Origin of the sequence: Proteus columbae (assembly GCF_002777965.1) — a bacterium.
In the GTDB taxonomy this organism is placed as follows: Bacteria; Pseudomonadota; Gammaproteobacteria; order Enterobacterales; family Enterobacteriaceae; genus Proteus; species Proteus columbae.
Genome location: NZ_NGVR01000032.1, coordinates 1 through 16,973, shown reverse-complemented (window position 1 = coordinate 16,973; position 16,973 = coordinate 1). Strand labels below are relative to the sequence as shown.

Sequence of the window (16,973 nt, the reverse complement as noted above, 5' to 3'; positions counted from 1 at the left end):
TGTGTTATGCAACTGCATACGGTTGTTAATATGTTCGGCGCTGATCTCCAGCGCCGTTACCACGAAAAAATTCATAAAATCACCCTTCATGGCGGTTTCAACTGTCCTAATCGAGATGGTACATTGGGGCGGGGAGGCTGTACTTTTTGTAATGTCTCTTCTTTTGCTGATGAGCAAACGCAATATCACTCAATTGAAGAACAAATTGCATTACAAGCTAAAAATATTAACCGCGCACATCGTTATCTTGCTTATTTTCAAGCCTATACCAGTACTTATGCCGAAGTAGAATACTTACGTACTTTATATGAAACCGCATTATTACAAGCGGATATGGTTGGGTTATGTGTGGGAACTCGACCAGATTGTGTCCCTGTTAGCGTATTAGATTTATTGCAGGGGTATCATGATAAAGGCTATGAAGTATGGCTAGAACTCGGTTTACAAACGGCTCACGATAAAACATTAAAACAGATTAACCGTGGACATGATTTTCAATGCTACCAAGCCACTGCACGTGAAGCTCGCCGTCGTGGTTTAAAAGTGTGTACGCATCTTATCATTGGACTGCCACGAGAAAATCATTTGCTGAATATGCAAACATTAGATCGTGTTGTCGAAACGGGTACTGATGGACTTAAATTACACCCTCTACATATTGTTGACGGCAGTACGATAGCTAAAGCATGGAAAGCGGGGCGAATAAGCGCATTAACACAAGAGCAATATGTTTATACCGCAGGTGAGATGATCCGCCACACTCCTCCTGAAATTATTTATCATCGTGTGTGTGCCAGTGCCAGAAAACCTACTTTATTAGCTCCAGAATGGTGTGAGAATCACTGGTTGGGAATGAACGCACTTTATCAAGATTTATTAAAAAAAGGTGTGCAAGGAAGTGGAGTAAATAAGCCATTTATATTGTATTAAGAACAACGCTAATATTAATAATATTTTAAGTAAAACCTTTTTATTAGCCACAACTAAAAACGCCTTTAATCTTTATTTAATATTAATTAAAGGCGTTATTTTTTAACTAAAAAACTACTGAATTAATTCCAAATCATCCAGTGCTTTTTGTAATGAAGGATAGAAATTCAGTGTACCTTCAATTGGCGTGACCCTTGCTCTTGCCAATGTCTTTAATGGCTGAAAAGGAATATCACACACAATCACATGGGTATCATGTTTTACATCAGTAACGAAATGCTGGAATGCATGTAATCCACCTGCGTCTAATACAGGAACAGCATCCCATTGCATAATAATGGTTTTATAACCTTTACTACGTTCACGTAATTCATTAAAGATACGTTCAGCGGCAGCAAAGAATAATGGACCATTAATACGCACAACTAATAACTGCTTATCATCATCGGTATAAGGGGATTCTGTTATTTTGGTCATATTAGCAATACGACGCATAAATAACAGTGAAGCCAACACAATACCGATAGTAATTGCAATCACCATATCAAAGAGAACAGTAAGCGATAAACATAATACTAAGACAATAATATCGTCTTTAGGGGCGTGTCGAATAAGATCAATAACTTTACGCGCTTCACTCATATTCCATGCAACAATTAACAGCAGTGCTGACATTGCGGCTAAAGGTAAATAAGAAAGAAAAGGAGCTAATACAAGTAAAGTTAGTAACACCAATAATGAGTGAACAATAGCGGAAACTGGCGATGTTGCGCCCGCACGCACGTTAGCTGCTGAACGTGCAATAGCTGCTGTCGCTGTAATACCACCAAAGAAAGGTGCGACAATATTACCAACTCCTTGCCCCACTAATTCACCATTAGAGTGATGTTTTTTGCCTGTCATACCATCAAGTACAACCGCACATAATAACGATTCAATTGCACCTAACATTGCCATTGAAAAAGCGGCGGGTAATAAAGCAGAAACAGTGCTCCAATTTAATTCAAGCGATGTACCTGAGCTTGGTAAATTCCAAGGTAAAACAAACTGAGGCAAAATAGGTGGAATACCTTGTCCTGTTGTTCCATTAGGAAGCATATAACTAAATTGTGAGCCAATTGTTGCAACATCATGACCGAACATATTTACAATACCCATTACCGCAGTACCCGCGATTAAAGCGGGTAAGTGTCCGGGTAAACGCAAATTCAGCTTAGGCCAATAAATTAAAACAAACAGAGTTGTCAGACCAATAAGCGTATCACCGATATGAATAGTTGGTAATGCAGAGCCTAGGGCTATAACTTTGTCAATATAGGTTTCTGGCACATGTGCTAATTCAAGACCAAAAAAATCTTTTACTTGCATCGTGGCGATAGTGATGGCAATCCCCGAAGTAAATCCAAGTGTTACAGAAACAGGAATATACTCAATAAGCTTACCAAAGCGAGCTAATCCCATAACCACTAAGATCACACCAGACATAAGCGTAGCAATTAATAAGCCACTTAAACCAAATTGTTGTGATACAGGATAAAGGATCACAACAAATGCGGCAGTAGGCCCTGAAACGCTGTATCGCGAGCCACCAGAAACAGCAATAACTATACCGGCAATAGCTGCGGTATAAAGACCGTATTGCGGAGGAACACCGCTACCAATAGCCAAAGCCATGGCTAAAGGTATCGCGATAATACCCACGGTGATCCCTGCAATAATATCTTTTAATAAACGCGCAAAAGAGTAAGGTTCTTTTACACATGCATCAATAAATGCACTAAAGGGACGAACCCTGTTAACTTTATGAGTTTTCATTTAGGATCAAACCAAAATAAGAAGTCAGATGCCGAATAACGGCGATAAGGAAAAGAGAGGATATCGCTTTTATTCGCTGATAATAATGTGATACATCAAATTATTAATGCATATCTTAAAGCTTAGTAAAAATAAAATCAATTAAACTAATAAGTTAACATAAATAGATAATGTAATGTATCTTGTTGTATTTATTCTGTTGCTTGCTTGAAAATAAAGTTTAAATTTATTTTAAAATTATAAAAAGCGTTTTATTTTAGAATAAATGTCGTTTATAGATAGAGTAATAAAAAACTTTTTACGTCATAAAAATCTTATAGACATAAATAACAACTACATAAGTTTTTTTGACTCATTAAAATCAATTATCAGCGACAATTAAGTGATAAGAAATTATTAAATAAAACGATTAAGTAAAAAATAAAATAAAAAGGTGTTGTATACTAAAAATAATGCCATCAAAAAAGAAGAGTGATGGATATAAACAACGCAGTGAAGGGAAACAAGGCTAAAAGTGGATGTTTTTTGAGCAAAAAAATAGAGCCTAGCTAAAAACTAGGCTCTATCTTAAAATATGGCGGTGAGAGAGGGATTCGAACCCTCGATACGTTGCCGTATACACACTTTCCAGGCGTGCTCCTTCAGCCTCTCGGACATCTCACCGTATTGTCGTTGGATATGTACTTAACACCTCTCAACGGGGCGCTACTATATGGAAAAGGAGCATAGGCGTCAACAGCTAAATGCATTTTTCCTTTAACTTTTGTCTCAAGCAGTCAAATAAAAAACAATATGCACAAATGCTAAACAAATTATGTAGTAAAGCAATACCAATATGGGTTGTTGTATTGAAAAAAGAATTAAGAATTTCGTTAGCTGGTTAACATTCTCAACATTTTTATTAACAACTTATTCAAAGAGACTTGAAATCAGAACGTAACCCTCGCACCCTATGATAAAAATGCTGGAGGAAGGCAAAATGAATATTATTTATTATCATCCTTTTTTTGACGCAGAAACATGGATCAATGGTATGAAGGCACGTTTGCCAAATGCCAATATACGCATTTGGGAACCAGGCGATAATCAACCTGCTGATTATGCCATGGTTTGGCTTCCTCCTTATGAAATGCTGGCAAGTCGTAATCACCTTAAAGGTATTTTTGCATTAGGGGCAGGTGTTGATGCTATTTTAAAGCAAGAACAACAAAAGCCCGGCACATTACCAACAGGCGTTCCGGTTATGCGTTTGGAAGACACCGGAATGGGACTTCAAATGCAAGAATATGCGATTGCTAAAGTGATGTATTACTTTCGTCGAATGGATGATTATAAACGTCAACAATCACAACGTTTATGGAAACAGCTTCCTGCGCACTCTTATGATAATTTTGTGATTGGCGTTTTAGGTCCAGGTGCTTTAGGTGGAAGTGTTGCGACTAAACTTGCAGAACTTGGCTTTAAAGTTCGTTGCTGGAGTCGCAGTGAAAAACAAATTAAAAATGTTGAAAGTTTTCACGGAAAAGATCAGCTCAGTGACTTTCTGAAAGAGTGTAATTTACTGATTAACTTATTACCTTATACACCTGAAACTCACGGTATTTTAAATTTTTCACTCTTTGAGCAACTTAAACCTTCTTCTTATTTAATTAATCTTGCTCGTGGTGCGCATTTAGTCGATCAAGATTTATTAGAAGCCATAGATCAAGGGCATATTGCTGATGCTACTTTGGATGTTTTCGCTCAAGAACCCTTGGCGGGAATGCACCCATTTTGGACACATCCTCGCATTTCTATTACGCCACATATTGCAGCTTTCACAATTCCTACGATTGCGATGGATACGATTGTTGAAAATATTCAACGAATTGAAAACGGAGAAATGCCTTCAGGCATCGTTGATATGAAGAGTGGCTATTAAGTTTCTTTTATTTTTATTTTAGATAAAAGGCGATAAATTTTAGTTTATTGCCTATTTTTTTATTTTTACTTTCAAAAAACATCACTTTTTTTATTTTTCATATAATGTAATAAAAATTTAGCGTTAAATAGATATTCACCAAGGATTATTTTGTTGAATATGAATCATAAATTAGCAATTAATTGGTAAATTATGATGATAGGTATAAAAAACGCTGAAAATAGCAATGTTTTTTCTTTAAATAGTGAAATGATATCATTATCAAAATATAAACAGGGAAAGAATATACTCAGTAAAAAGATAGAAAACATTAAAAATAGCGAAGAGATTTACACTAATAAAAATAGAGATACAAATGAAAGTGTAAGTTTTTTAAACAATCAGCATGCTATTAATTATGTGTATCTTGGTTCAACTAATATGCCTGTATTAAATAATATGGGGTTAACATTGGAACAAGATGGTTCATTATTACTGGTAAAAGGAGAAAGTTATGATTTATTTAAAGGATTGTACCAGAAACACATTAACGGAGGGTTTAGTTATGATGTGTTTAAGATAATCTCAAATGATAAAAATAACTTAAAATTCAAATCACTCTATATTAATTTAAACGGTGATTTAATTGGTAAAGCAAAAGATGATAATGCGATTATCAGTGATCTTGAAAAACGAGAAAATGAGACGAGAGATAAACAAGATAGTTCTTTTTATAAAATAAAATTTAGAGAAATAAAGAAAGAGTATGAATTAAATAAGGAGGAACAGGATAAAGTAAGCCAATTTATAGTTGATTATGAATCTTATATTCCTGATTCAGAACTTGAAAAAGAAGCCAATACAATAGATAAAGAAAATAGTTTCACAGAAAATATTGTGGATATAACAACAGATGAAATAGAAAATGATAAAGTGTTACGTATAAAACGTAATTCTCTAGAAGTGAGGATGAAACTTGTTGATCATAAAATAGTTATAGCGGGTCTTCCCGATAGAATAGCGAGTGATGAAGTTGATTCGCAAAATCCTTGGACATATCATGAACTTAAATTACCCTTAAAAAAGGATGAAAAAATATTAGGCATTAAACAAGTATTAAATCAAATACAATTAGTGGTCGATAAGGGGAAAAGAACAAAAATTTATTATCTTAATCCTTTAAATATTTTTGCGATTAAAAGCTATCAATATAAAGTTACTCGATTGAAACAAGAGCCACCATTATCCTTTTATGCAAAAGTCGGTGAAAATAATTACAAAAAATACCATACAGGGCAACCTTTCTCGACACAAACGATTGGAAATTTTAGTAGTCAGCATATTCCTTTCTTCTCTTCATTTATTGATAATGCCCGTATACATATAGAAGCTACAAAGCAAAAATGGGCATTAAAACAACGTAAAGCAATGGTTACTAATATAGCAAAAATTGCAGACCCTGGATTTAGAGGCTTCTTTTCTAATATAAAAAATCTGGCAAATAAAGCTACGACACCAAGTGGAACCAGAATAATTGCATTAGAGAGTAGTAAACAAAATATCCAGCGTAGTTGTGATGTTTTAGCAAAACATATTGTTGGTATTAAAAATGGTAAAAGTCATGGCGATATTGTTCACTCTTTAGTGAATGCACTGAAAGAAAACGAAAGTGTTACAGTTAATCATGTTAATGGTGTAAATGCTTTTTTTGGTATGAGTGCATTTTCTTTACCTAAAAATATTGGTGTAAATGCTTTTATATTAGCAAATTTTGCAAAAACACATGCAATCACACTGACAAAAAAAGATAATAAAGTAGAATTTTCATTTTTAAATAAAATAAGTACAGAGGTAACAGGAGGAATATCGGCAGGTATAGGTGAATATCGCAAGAGGTGGGAAGATAATCGCGTTGATTATGGTTTTATTACACCGATTACAGCAAGTGCGTATCTTGCAATAAATTATGAGAAAAAATCAAATTTTTCATTTTCAATAGAACAGAGTGAACTTACTCAGTTTATTAATGGTAATACAGAGAATCATCATGTTTATCACGGTGAAAATAAAGTTGACTCTATTATTAATGAGCATAATTTGGTAGATAAATCCTCGCTTGAAATAAATAAAGATATTGATGTTGCCCTTGTGGCTGATTTAAGAAGCGAAGCGAGTTTTGATGTCAATGTAGCAATTACTGATAGTAGGGGGATCTCTATTCCGAGAAGTGCTGTCGGATTTAGTGCTATTGCAAAACTCTTAAAGCTTAATTGTAATATTAATAAATTTATTGACTATGGGGATATTAATGGTGCGCCTTCAAATAAAACCGTCAGTTTAAAATTGCTTGAATTAGGGCTTGATATTTATAGAGATTTAAAATTCGCACCATCAACAGTTCGTGCTGAATACGATATTTTATGGTATCCGTTAGCAACAGTAAAAAACTTTGAACTGTTTTTTAAAAAAAGAATTAATGCATTTTTTAATATAGAGATATTTAATAGTAAAAAAATAAGTGAAGAAAGAGAATTTAAGAATGATATTACTGCAGTGAGGGGGATATATAAACGAATATTAAAAATTAATAAATTATTGGATTCTTTTCCTAATGAACGTAAATATACAGGTTCAACCAATTATCTTGATGATATTTATCTAACGATATCTGCAGATAAAGTGTTAAAAAATAAATTAATGAATAAATATGAGCTGTCCTATAGAAAAAATAAAATTAAAAGTAATATAGAAATGATTAGTGAAAATAAAAGTGTACAACAATTGTTGCTTGATTTGAAAGAAAGAAAAAATTATCTTTTATCACAAACAAAAAATAACATGAATGAGATTTTTAAATCTTATTCTATTTCTGAATATAAATTAGATGACAAAGGGAAAGACACTATTTCAAATATAAGAGAAAAAATAGGGAGTCTTATTGATGAAATAAAAAATAAAAACAATGAGGAATATAAAGAAGTAGAGAATAATTTTGATAAAATAAAAGAGAGATTAGATAAGTTATATACCGAATGTAAAAAAGAGTTATGTCATGTAGAGTATCATCTTGATCATATCAATATTATGTCTGTCAGTGAATTAGCAGATAAAAGCAAATCGCTACCCATGATTTTTTTACGATTTGAAAGCCAAAGTAAGATTATTCACCATCAAGTAAAAGGGGTGATTGATTTTCAGTATAAAGAGATAAATAAAGATGAAAAATTAATCAATTCATCTCATGCAGAGATAAAAGAAGGGCAGATGGATAGATCTAATGATAATAAAACCTATGATTTTTCTCAATTAAATAAGGTGACAACAAATTATTACTTCTAAATAATTCATTCGATTAATTGATGTTTCAGGTTGTAAAATAGGCGCATTTTTTATTACTTAAATAATAACCTGATTTTTTAAATGGTTTTAATGGTGGTGGAAAGTGTTATCTTGTTACCTTGATGACTATTTTTTTAGTCTTTATTTCTATTCACTTTGGTTTATTGAGATGATTAATTTATTATATTGCTATTTTAGCCAAGTTGGTGCTATAAAGTAGTTTCCCATGTTTATCAGACAATATGATTAATGAATATAGCAAATCTTCTTGAGCAAATTGCAGAGAAAGGATGGTGTGTTTGGGATGATTTCCTCACACTAGAAGCTGTTCAACAATTACGAGCTTGTTTTGGCGATAATGCACAACAAGCTCGTATTGGTCGTCATGAAAATCGACAGGCAGAAATAGCGATACGTAGTGATAAAATCAGTTGGCTAGAACCAGAAATGGGAGCTCCCGTTCAGCATTATTTAATGCAAATGGAGTCTATTCAACGTGCTGTAAATCGTGAGTTTTTTCTTGGACTTTTTGAATATGAAGCGCATTTTGCTTGTTATGAAAAAGGCGCTTTTTATAAAAAACACCTTGATGCATTTAAAGAAAATGTTACTCGACGCTTAACGACAGTATTGTATCTTAATGAAGATTGGAAAAAAGAAGATGGCGGTGAGTTAGTTATTTATGATTTGGAAGATAATGAACTTGCGACAGTGGCTCCTAAAGGTGGGCGTTTGGTCGTTTTCCTTTCAGAACAATTCCCTCATGAAGTACTTCCTACTTATAAAGAGAGAATAAGTATTGCAGGGTGGTTTCGTGTGAATGGTGTAAGAGATAATTTTCTTGATATAGCCAGCTAACAAATGCAATAAAATGCTGTTGTCATAAAGTCGTTTTTAATACGTTTTTATAAAACTGCTTTATAAGATAAGTAGCATGGGATTAGGCGCGTTTCTTATATTAAGCATAAGACTTAATAATAAGAGCGCGCTTTTTCTGTTTTAAGTGGTTAAAGATAGTAAGCTTAATATTAACAATAAAAGAGAAATGACGAAAAAAGTTGATTTTCTTACCATTAAAAGCACAATAATGCGAAACTTTTTAGGATAAAAATACAATGAATGAATTTTCAATAGTTTGCCGACTTTTAGGCACATTATTCCAGCGTGCGCCCCAAGATCCTATTTTATCACCAATTATTAAAATGATTGGTGAAGGAAAACTAAGTCAGTTATGGCCATTAGAGCAAGATGAGCTATTTAATACATTAAAAAACAGCGTAAAAGATTTAGCTATTGTTGAAGCCGATTATCAGTCTCTTTTTGGTGGTGAAGCGCCAGCAGTATCCGTTTATGCCCATGATTATGAAGAGATCAAAGAAGACGATATTCGTCAATTCTTAGTCACAAGGGGTATGCCTGTTACTGATAATGCAACAGACAGTTTTGGTGCTTTATTACTTGCTGCTTCATGGCTTGAAGATAACTCTGCCGAAGATGAAGTATTAGCTCAAGTACAATTATTTGATGAATATCTGCTACCTTGGGCGGGAACATTTTTAGGTAAGGTTGAAGCTCATGCAACAAGTGGCTTTTATCGTACACTAGCTGGTATTGCGCGTGGTGCATTATCAGCATTACGTGAAGAACTCTCTGATGATGAAGAGAGTGATAAAGCAGAAGATACAGAAGCAGAGTAATATAACTATTTCTTTGTAATAGTATTTTATTATTCATAAAAAAGGCAAACCATTAGGTTTGCCTTTCTCATTAATGACGATAAATATTTTTAATCAACTCACGTAACTATTAGAGTTGGATCACGAATTTACCCGGTTTAACTTCAATGCCTTTAGCGAGTTTAAACGCAGCAGCTTCAGCACTGTTTTTTTCTGGATTAAGAACATAAACAGGTTGATTATCAAAGTAAGTTGCGATGGTTGTCTCTAAATAAGGTTTTAATGCGACAACCACTGCATCCATTTTTTCTGGAGAGACTTTGTAACTATCAATAGCCATTGATTTTATGTATATCGCTCCTTTATCAGCTTGATAAGAAGGTTGGCCTGATAACGTAAGCTCAACTTTAGCGTTTGTCTTGCCAAAGAATGAATTAATTGTTAGGTCGGTTGTACCAGAAAGACTAATTTTACCCGGCTCAGTACGACCAATTTGAATGGAAAGATTGCTCAATTTAATATCAGCGGATACAACTTCATCTTCACCAATATGTTTCTGGAGATTTATTTTTTGGCTGATATAGTCATTAATAAGATTTTCACTTACATCAAATTGCTTGAGCTGATCACACCCTGTGACTAAGCTTGTTAATACTAATATAGCTGTTAGAAAAATTGCTTTCATAAACACTCCTTGATCATTGATAACTAAGAGTTTACCCGATCTTTAGGGAGTAAGCATGGCTGTTTCTATTTTTTTACGATTAAATTGGCGATGTAACGCATAAAGTGTTATTAAACCTACGGTTCCTAGTAAGAACCAAGGCAATTCAGGCATATCAAATTGATTACCTAAATCATACATCCATCCACCACCGGTATATCCTATTGCACCACCAAATGCTAAGCCTAATCGGCTAAAGCCCATATAACTACCACGAGCGCGAGGATCAGCAAGTGATGCACTTAATGTTTCGCGAGCAGGCTCCGCGGTAATAGTACCAAGATAGAACAGTCCAATAATCAAGAAGATGCTTTGTAATGAATGGATCATGCCAACAGGGAACATGCTAATGCTCATTAAAAATAAGCCTGCCATTAAACGCTGTTCTAATTTGAAACGTTTCTCACTCCAGCGAGCAATAGGATAAAGCAATGTTAAAGAAAGCAGGGCTTCAATAGCATACATCCATTTTACTGCTGTTGGCGTACCCGCAATATCATTGACGATAATAGGAAACATCAACATGACTTGAACGGATAATACAAAATAACCTGTCAGCGTTAAGACATAACTGACAAAACGCTTATCAAGAAGTACGCGTTTTAACCCTTCTTTAATTGGTGTTCTGGTTGTGGATATACGGTAAGCGGGTAATAACCAAGCATTAAATAAGGCTGCGATAACAAAAACACCCGCACCAACCCAGCAAACTAAATGAAAATCATACTGTAATAACCAGCTACCGATAAGTGCTCCAATAACGGCACCGGCGCTATCTTGCATTAATAATAAAGAGTAAAAACGACCGCGCTCATAAGGGCGGGTTAATTTGATAACCAGTGCTGTGCGAGGTGGATCAAATAAAGTCCCACCTAATGCAGATAAAATGCAAGATAACCAAAGTATCCAAGGTTGATCTGCCATTGCCATTAAAGCAAAACCTAAAGCTCGTAATAACATGCCAGTTATTATCATTGGTTTTGCACCAAAACGGTCTGCAATTGCGCCACCAAAAATACCAAGGCCTTGTTGCACTAATTGTCTAAGCCCTAATGCAAAGCCGACAATAACACCAGCCCAACCTAATTGTTCGACGAAACGAATAGAAATAAGCGGAAAAACGACGAAAAAACCTAAGACAACTAACATATTGTCAATTAGGAGGAAGTATTTACCCAAAGTACGGGCTTGTGTTACCAGCGCCATTACTCACCATCAATAAGCAAATAATTTAAATAAAATAAGGGGGGAATGAAATAATTTATTTCTTCGACTATTCTGTCTCTAAATGTGCATAATTCCTAGTAAATTAAAGATGATATTTTTTTATTAAGGTTAGTGGCAGAATAAGAAGAGTTGCTTCAGAATTAGACTTATTTATATCAAAGGATAATGAGATCGTAATGTTTGGTTATCGTGGCGGAATTCCTAAAATTCGTTTTGAAACACAAAGAATGGTAATACGTTTAGCATACGAGCGAGATGCTGAAAAATTAGCCGATTATTATACATTAAATCGTCGCTTTTTAATTCCATGGGAACCCGTAAGAGATAAAACACATTATATACCCTCTGGTTGGGAACACCGTTTACAATATATGAACGAACTACACCGACAAGAAAGTGCTTTTCATTTTCTATTATTAACACAAAATGAAGATGAAATTATTGGTGTAGCTAATTACAGCAATGTTATGCGTGGCGCTTTTAATGCCTGTTTCCTGGGATATTCAGTCGGTGAAAAGTGGCAAGGTCAGGGTTATATGTCAGAAGCTTTAACGGAAACCCTTCGCTATATGCAACGACAGCAAGGAATGCATCGTATCATGGCGAATTATATGCCTCATAATTTACGCAGTGGAAATCTATTAGCTAAACATGGTTTTGAACGTGAAGGATACGCCAAAAACTATCTACAAATTAATCAAGAGTGGCGAGACCACGTACTGACTGCATTAACAACGCGAACTTATTTTAAACGTTAATATTGGTTATTGTGGAAGAAAAGCACTGTTTATCATTATATTAAAATGGTCTTTATATCAGTGCTTTTAGCCGTTTTCTAACGAAGATAGCGATATTTAATAGGTCATTAAGTCGGTTTTTTTCAACATATAGTACCAATGTTGAATATGGAAAATAGACTTTGTTAAGCGTGATGATTCTTCTTTTTCAATATAAAACCCATTTTTTTGATACAAATAAAGCGCACCTTCATGATGAATATCGACATAAAGTGATAAATACGCTTTTTTCAGAACATCTTTACTATATTGGGTTATCCACTCAAGTATAGCGTAGGCAATACCATGTCCTTGATATGATGATAAAACAGCAATATGTGCTAAATAAGCCTCATTTTCATTTGGCATATAATCAAATAAAGAAAATAAAATCTTTTGCTTAATATAATGAGCGATACCAAAGCGCCAATAATCCAAGAAAGGTGTTTTCATAAAGGGATTTGAAATAAAGCCGTTTTCTTTTATCACTAAACAAAATGTTGCAATTATCTTTCCATCATCAGTGACAACAAATTGTTGGCTATTTTTTTTACATGCTAATGAATTCCAAATAGCCTCTAATTGCCGACGTTGTTTAGGATTAGTGCTATCAATATTAAAAGCATTCAATTTAAAACGAAATGCTTGTGCAAATAATTGAATAATTTCAGGAATATCTGAAGGTTCTGCAATACGAAGCTGATAGTGTTCATTAAGTAATTGCATGATATCGTTACTCTGCAATAATAGGGTTAACTTTTTAGACTGTTTGGTCTAGTTTTATAGTAGACTAATCAGTCTAATTTATTTTGTCCAGAGATTTTTAATGTTATGAACAAGACTGTTACTGACAAACAAAAAGCGAAAATGAAGCATATTATTGATGCTGCAATACGTTGCTTTGCTGTAAAAGGCTTTCACTCCACATCAACAGCAGAAATTTGCCATGAAGCTGGTATGAGCCCAGGGAATGTATTTCATTACTTTCCGAATAAGAATTCGATTATTGAGGCGATTGCATTAGAGGATACACAACTGTTTGACGATATCTTTTGTCGCTATGAAGCCAAAGAAGAGTGTATTCAAGCAATCATCGATTTGATGAAGGAAATTATAGCGCTCTATAATCACCCCGAATATGCGCGCATTAGTATTGAAATTTTTGCTGAAGCGTCGCGTAATGCGAGCATTCACGATATTTTTATTGAAAATGAAAGAAACAACAAACAGCGTTTGATTGCGATGCTGAAAAACGGTATTAAAAAAGGGCAGATAGACTCAACACTTGAGCCAGAGAAAATTGCAACATGGTTGTTAGTTATCGCAGATGGTTCCATGGGAAGAAATATTATCGATCCTGAATTTAATGAGGGTGAGGATCACGTTATGTTGGAAGCAATGTTGAGAAAAATGCTTGTAAAGCCATAAATAGCTATTTTTTAATCGTTTTGGTTAGTCGAAGATAAGCAGAGTCAGCATATTCTTAGCTAATTGAAGATTGATTTTTCGATGTTAGAGACGGAGTATAGTCCCTTTCTTTTTATTCCATTCAACAAAAATTAGAATGACTTTATGAATTTACTTAAATCACTTGCAGCAGTGAGTTCTATGACCTTATTTTCACGGGTACTAGGATTTATTCGTGATGCAATTATTGCGCGTATTTTTGGCGCAGGTATGGCAACAGATGCTTTTTTTGTTGCTTTTAAATTGCCAAACTTATTGCGGCGTATTTTTGCAGAAGGGGCATTTTCTCAGGCATTTGTTCCTATCTTGGCCGAATATAAAAATCAGCAAGGTGAAGAAGCAACGCGTACCTTTATTGCTTATGTCTCAGGTATGCTGACACTTATTTTAGCCGTGATCACCGTGATTGGCATTATTGCTGCGCCTTGGGTGATTTATGTTACAGCTCCGGGTTTTAGTAGTTCACCTGATAAATTTCAATTAACAACCGATCTATTACGGATCACCTTTCCTTATATTTTTCTTATTTCATTAGCTTCATTGACGGGCTCTATTTTAAATACTTGGAATCGTTTTTCAGTACCCGCTTTTGCACCAACGCTACTCAATGTCAGCATGATCTTTTTCGCTTTAGTGGTCGCACCTTATTGTAATCCTCCTATTATGGCATTGGCGTGGGCGGTTGTTGCTGGGGGAATATTACAACTTGGTTATCAATTACCGCATTTGAAAAAAATCGGTATGCTTGTTTTGCCGCGTATTTCATTTAAAAATAGCGGTGTTTGGCGTGTGATGAAACTAATGGGACCTGCTATTTTAGGCGTTTCAGTTAGCCAAATATCGTTAATTATCAATACTATTTTTGCATCCTTTCTAGTTTCTGGTTCAGTTTCTTGGATGTATTACGCTGATCGCTTGATGGAATTACCGACAGGAGTATTAGGTGTTGCATTAGGTACAATCTTACTTCCTTCATTATCTAAGAGTTTTGCCAGTGGCAATACTGAAGAATATAGAAAATTAATGGATTGGGGATTAAGACTGTGCTTCTTATTAGCACTGCCTTGTACTATTGGTTTAGCGGTATTGTCTGGGCCTTTAACGGCGTCTTTATTCCAGTATGGTAATTTTAATGCTCATGATGCACTGATGACACAACAAGCGCTGATTGCTTACTGTGTTGGGTTAATGGGACTGATTATCATAAAAATATTAGCACCGGGTTTTTATTCGCGTCAGGATATTAAAACACCAGTAAAAATTGCCATTGCCACATTGATCCTCACACAATTGATGAACCTTGCGTTTATTGGTAGTTTAAAACATGTGGGTCTTGCGCTCTCAATCGGTATTGCGGCTTGTTTTAATGCCTCTATGCTGTTTTGGCAGATCCGCAAGAAAGATATCTATCAGCCTTTAGCTGGCTGGCCTGTATTCTTATTAAAACTTGCTATTGCGCTTGCTGTAATGGGGGCTGTATTAGCTGGAATGTTGTGGATCATGCCAAGTTGGGATACTGGCAATATGCTAATGCGTATCTTACGCTTGTTACTAGTTGTAGTAGCCGGAGCAGGAAGTTATTTTGTTGCGTTGTATGCACTAGGGTTTAGACCTCGTCATTTCTCACTACGTGCTTTATAACGGATAACACAAACTCCTCGCTTTTGTATAAAGGTGAGGAGTTGAAAAATTAACAATGTTTTTATCAATGCAATTCCCTTCATTTAGAACCTTCCTCTATTTTTAGACTATTTATAATGCCACATTGATCACACTTCTAGTATTTAGTTACGCGGATTTGGCTACTCTTAGAAAGAGAAAAAAGTGAAAAAAAAGCAAAAATCTTTTTTCTCACTATTTTTTTTATTAAATTTTTTTTCCAATTTCTAAATGATTTATACAGTTTTTCGGCATAGGAAAGTGTTTTTTAATCAATATTGATAAATTTATCTAAACATTAATCATATCGAATATCTTTAGACAATTTGTTTACTAACAGTGAGATTCTACATAAAGTAAAAAAATAGACACTATATTCTAAGCACTTACGGTTTGACGAATTATCTTTTTTTAGATAAACTCTCTTGTGTTGTATAGGTTTAAAAATTGACACATCTGTTAAATATTTCTTACTTAATGATGAGATATTGCAAATATTTCAAAATATTGCAGTATATTTTAAAACATTTAATTTTTTTGATTTAAGACATATTATTATTTCTTTATTCAGGTAGATTAACCGTGACTGTAAAGTTATTTGCTTGTTATCGTTCAGTACTACTGAAAGTGATCATATCTATTTTGTCTGCGCTTCAAATAGGTAACACGATTGCTGGGGATAAGCAGTAAACAATAAGTCGTGTGAATAATGAAATTAATGCTAAATCTATTATTAATAGATAATTAGATTACTGAGAATTCAGTATGGTACACTAATTATTATTTTCATTTATCCGCCGTTGTTTTCTGTTTCTCCCTCTCTTTTCTATTCCTTCCCAATATTTCTTATTTTTTTCATTAATAGCTCAATAACTCAAATATTTCTCCATTTATTCGTTATACTCAAAGCAGTTATAAATCATTAGATATTTCTAGTTTAAAGACTACTAAATAATCACTCCGTGATTTTTGGTAAAAATAAAAATAAGAGTGTCAAGGAGCTACTATGAAAAAAGCAATTATCATTTCTGTATCATTAGCGACGTTATTTCTTGCAGGTTGTACTGCTGACGGAAAAATTAATACCTCAAAACTCACTCCAGTTAACTGTGTCGGTATATTCGACAAAACTAATGAGAAGCTTGCTTTCACCGCTAAAGACGTCAATGACCGCTTATACAGCCCGAGTAAGCCAATAGATAGTGTTGATGGTTGGATTGATGCAAAAGATATTAGAGGACTATTGTGTCAGGATGTTATAACAGCTAACGAAGATTAATGATTAAGTAGCATTGGATATTTGATTGAGTCATTGTTTGACGTGTTTTTTTAGCTATATTGAATTAAGATCGAACGAATAATAAAAAAACCGATGGTTATGAACTGACCCCAGTTTATTGGACAGTTTAAATTAGTTAGGTAAAGACTGAGTTCGGTATTGAACTGGACTCAGTCCTTTT

The 16,973-nt window shown here is 34.3% G+C and carries 13 protein-coding genes and 1 tRNA gene; 9 read left to right on the top strand and 5 right to left on the bottom strand.

Annotation, left to right across the window (positions count from 1 at the left end):
* Nucleotides 1–6: 6 nt before the first annotated feature.
* Nucleotides 7–930 carry a TIGR01212 family radical SAM protein gene (locus CBE70_RS16715; protein ID WP_100160216.1) on the top strand — a complete coding sequence of 308 codons (924 nt, stop codon included), beginning with the start codon at nt 7–9 and terminating at the stop codon, nt 928–930.
* A gap of 114 nt (nt 931–1,044) precedes the next feature.
* Here the strand turns inward: CBE70_RS16715 and dauA are convergent, their stop codons facing one another.
* Together dauA and CBE70_RS16705 are read right to left on the bottom strand one after the other, a co-directional pair.
* Complete coding sequence (dauA, locus tag CBE70_RS16710; RefSeq protein ID WP_100160215.1) at nt 1,045–2,745, bottom strand: C4-dicarboxylic acid transporter DauA; 1,701 nt, start codon at nt 2,743–2,745, stop codon at nt 1,045–1,047.
* A gap of 575 nt (nt 2,746–3,320) precedes the next feature.
* A tRNA-Ser gene (locus CBE70_RS16705) sits at nt 3,321–3,408 on the bottom strand.
* 316 nt (nt 3,409–3,724) lie between these two features.
* Between CBE70_RS16705 and ghrA the strand changes: the two genes are divergently transcribed.
* From ghrA to CBE70_RS16685, 4 genes are all read left to right on the top strand, one after another.
* Nucleotides 3,725–4,666, top strand: a complete 942-nt coding sequence (ghrA, locus tag CBE70_RS16700; protein WP_100160214.1) for a glyoxylate/hydroxypyruvate reductase GhrA — start codon at nt 3,725–3,727, stop codon at nt 4,664–4,666.
* A gap of 195 nt (nt 4,667–4,861) precedes the next feature.
* Nucleotides 4,862–7,984 (top strand): hypothetical protein, encoded by a 3,123-nt coding sequence (locus CBE70_RS16695; RefSeq protein ID WP_100160213.1) that lies wholly within the window; start codon nt 4,862–4,864, stop codon nt 7,982–7,984.
* Between the two features lie 249 nt (nt 7,985–8,233).
* A complete protein-coding gene (locus tag CBE70_RS16690) occupies nt 8,234–8,842 on the top strand; it encodes a 2OG-Fe(II) oxygenase (protein ID WP_100160212.1) in 609 nt (202 codons plus the stop codon).
* Nucleotides 8,843–9,099: 257 nt separating this feature from the next.
* A complete protein-coding gene (locus tag CBE70_RS16685; protein WP_100160211.1) occupies nt 9,100–9,681 on the top strand; it encodes a TorD/DmsD family molecular chaperone in 582 nt (193 codons plus the stop codon).
* A 109-nt stretch (nt 9,682–9,790) separates the two neighbouring features.
* Here CBE70_RS16685 and CBE70_RS16680 read toward each other — a convergent pair whose 3' ends face one another.
* Nucleotides 9,791–10,345, bottom strand: a complete 555-nt coding sequence (locus tag CBE70_RS16680; RefSeq protein ID WP_100160210.1) for a lipoprotein — start codon at nt 10,343–10,345, stop codon at nt 9,791–9,793.
* 42 nt (nt 10,346–10,387) lie between these two features.
* Nucleotides 10,388–11,590 carry a multidrug efflux MFS transporter MdtH gene (gene mdtH, locus CBE70_RS16675; protein ID WP_100160209.1) on the bottom strand — a complete coding sequence of 401 codons (1,203 nt, stop codon included), beginning with the start codon at nt 11,588–11,590 and terminating at the stop codon, nt 10,388–10,390.
* A 197-nt stretch (nt 11,591–11,787) separates the two neighbouring features.
* Here mdtH and rimJ point away from each other — a divergent pair, with 197 nt between their 5' ends.
* Complete coding sequence (gene rimJ, locus CBE70_RS16670; RefSeq protein WP_100160208.1) at nt 11,788–12,369, top strand: ribosomal protein S5-alanine N-acetyltransferase; 582 nt, start codon at nt 11,788–11,790, stop codon at nt 12,367–12,369.
* Nucleotides 12,370–12,465: 96 nt separating this feature from the next.
* Here rimJ and CBE70_RS16665 read toward each other — a convergent pair whose 3' ends face one another.
* Entirely contained in the window at nt 12,466–13,113 is a 648-nt protein-coding gene (locus CBE70_RS16665; protein ID WP_100160207.1) for a GNAT family N-acetyltransferase, read from the bottom strand.
* A gap of 105 nt (nt 13,114–13,218) precedes the next feature.
* Between CBE70_RS16665 and CBE70_RS16660 the strand changes: the two genes are divergently transcribed.
* The 3 genes from CBE70_RS16660 (at nt 13,219) to CBE70_RS16650 (ending at nt 16,792) form a co-directional block, all read left to right on the top strand.
* Complete coding sequence (locus tag CBE70_RS16660; protein ID WP_100160206.1) at nt 13,219–13,815, top strand: TetR/AcrR family transcriptional regulator; 597 nt, start codon at nt 13,219–13,221, stop codon at nt 13,813–13,815.
* 144 nt (nt 13,816–13,959) lie between these two features.
* Nucleotides 13,960–15,495: a murein biosynthesis integral membrane protein MurJ gene (gene murJ / locus CBE70_RS16655; protein ID WP_100160205.1), complete on the top strand. Its 1,536-nt coding sequence runs from the start codon at nt 13,960–13,962 to the stop codon at nt 15,493–15,495.
* A 1,024-nt stretch (nt 15,496–16,519) separates the two neighbouring features.
* Nucleotides 16,520–16,792, top strand: a complete 273-nt coding sequence (locus CBE70_RS16650) for a hypothetical protein (RefSeq protein WP_100160204.1) — start codon at nt 16,520–16,522, stop codon at nt 16,790–16,792.
* The last annotated feature ends 181 nt before the right edge of the window (nt 16,793–16,973 follow it).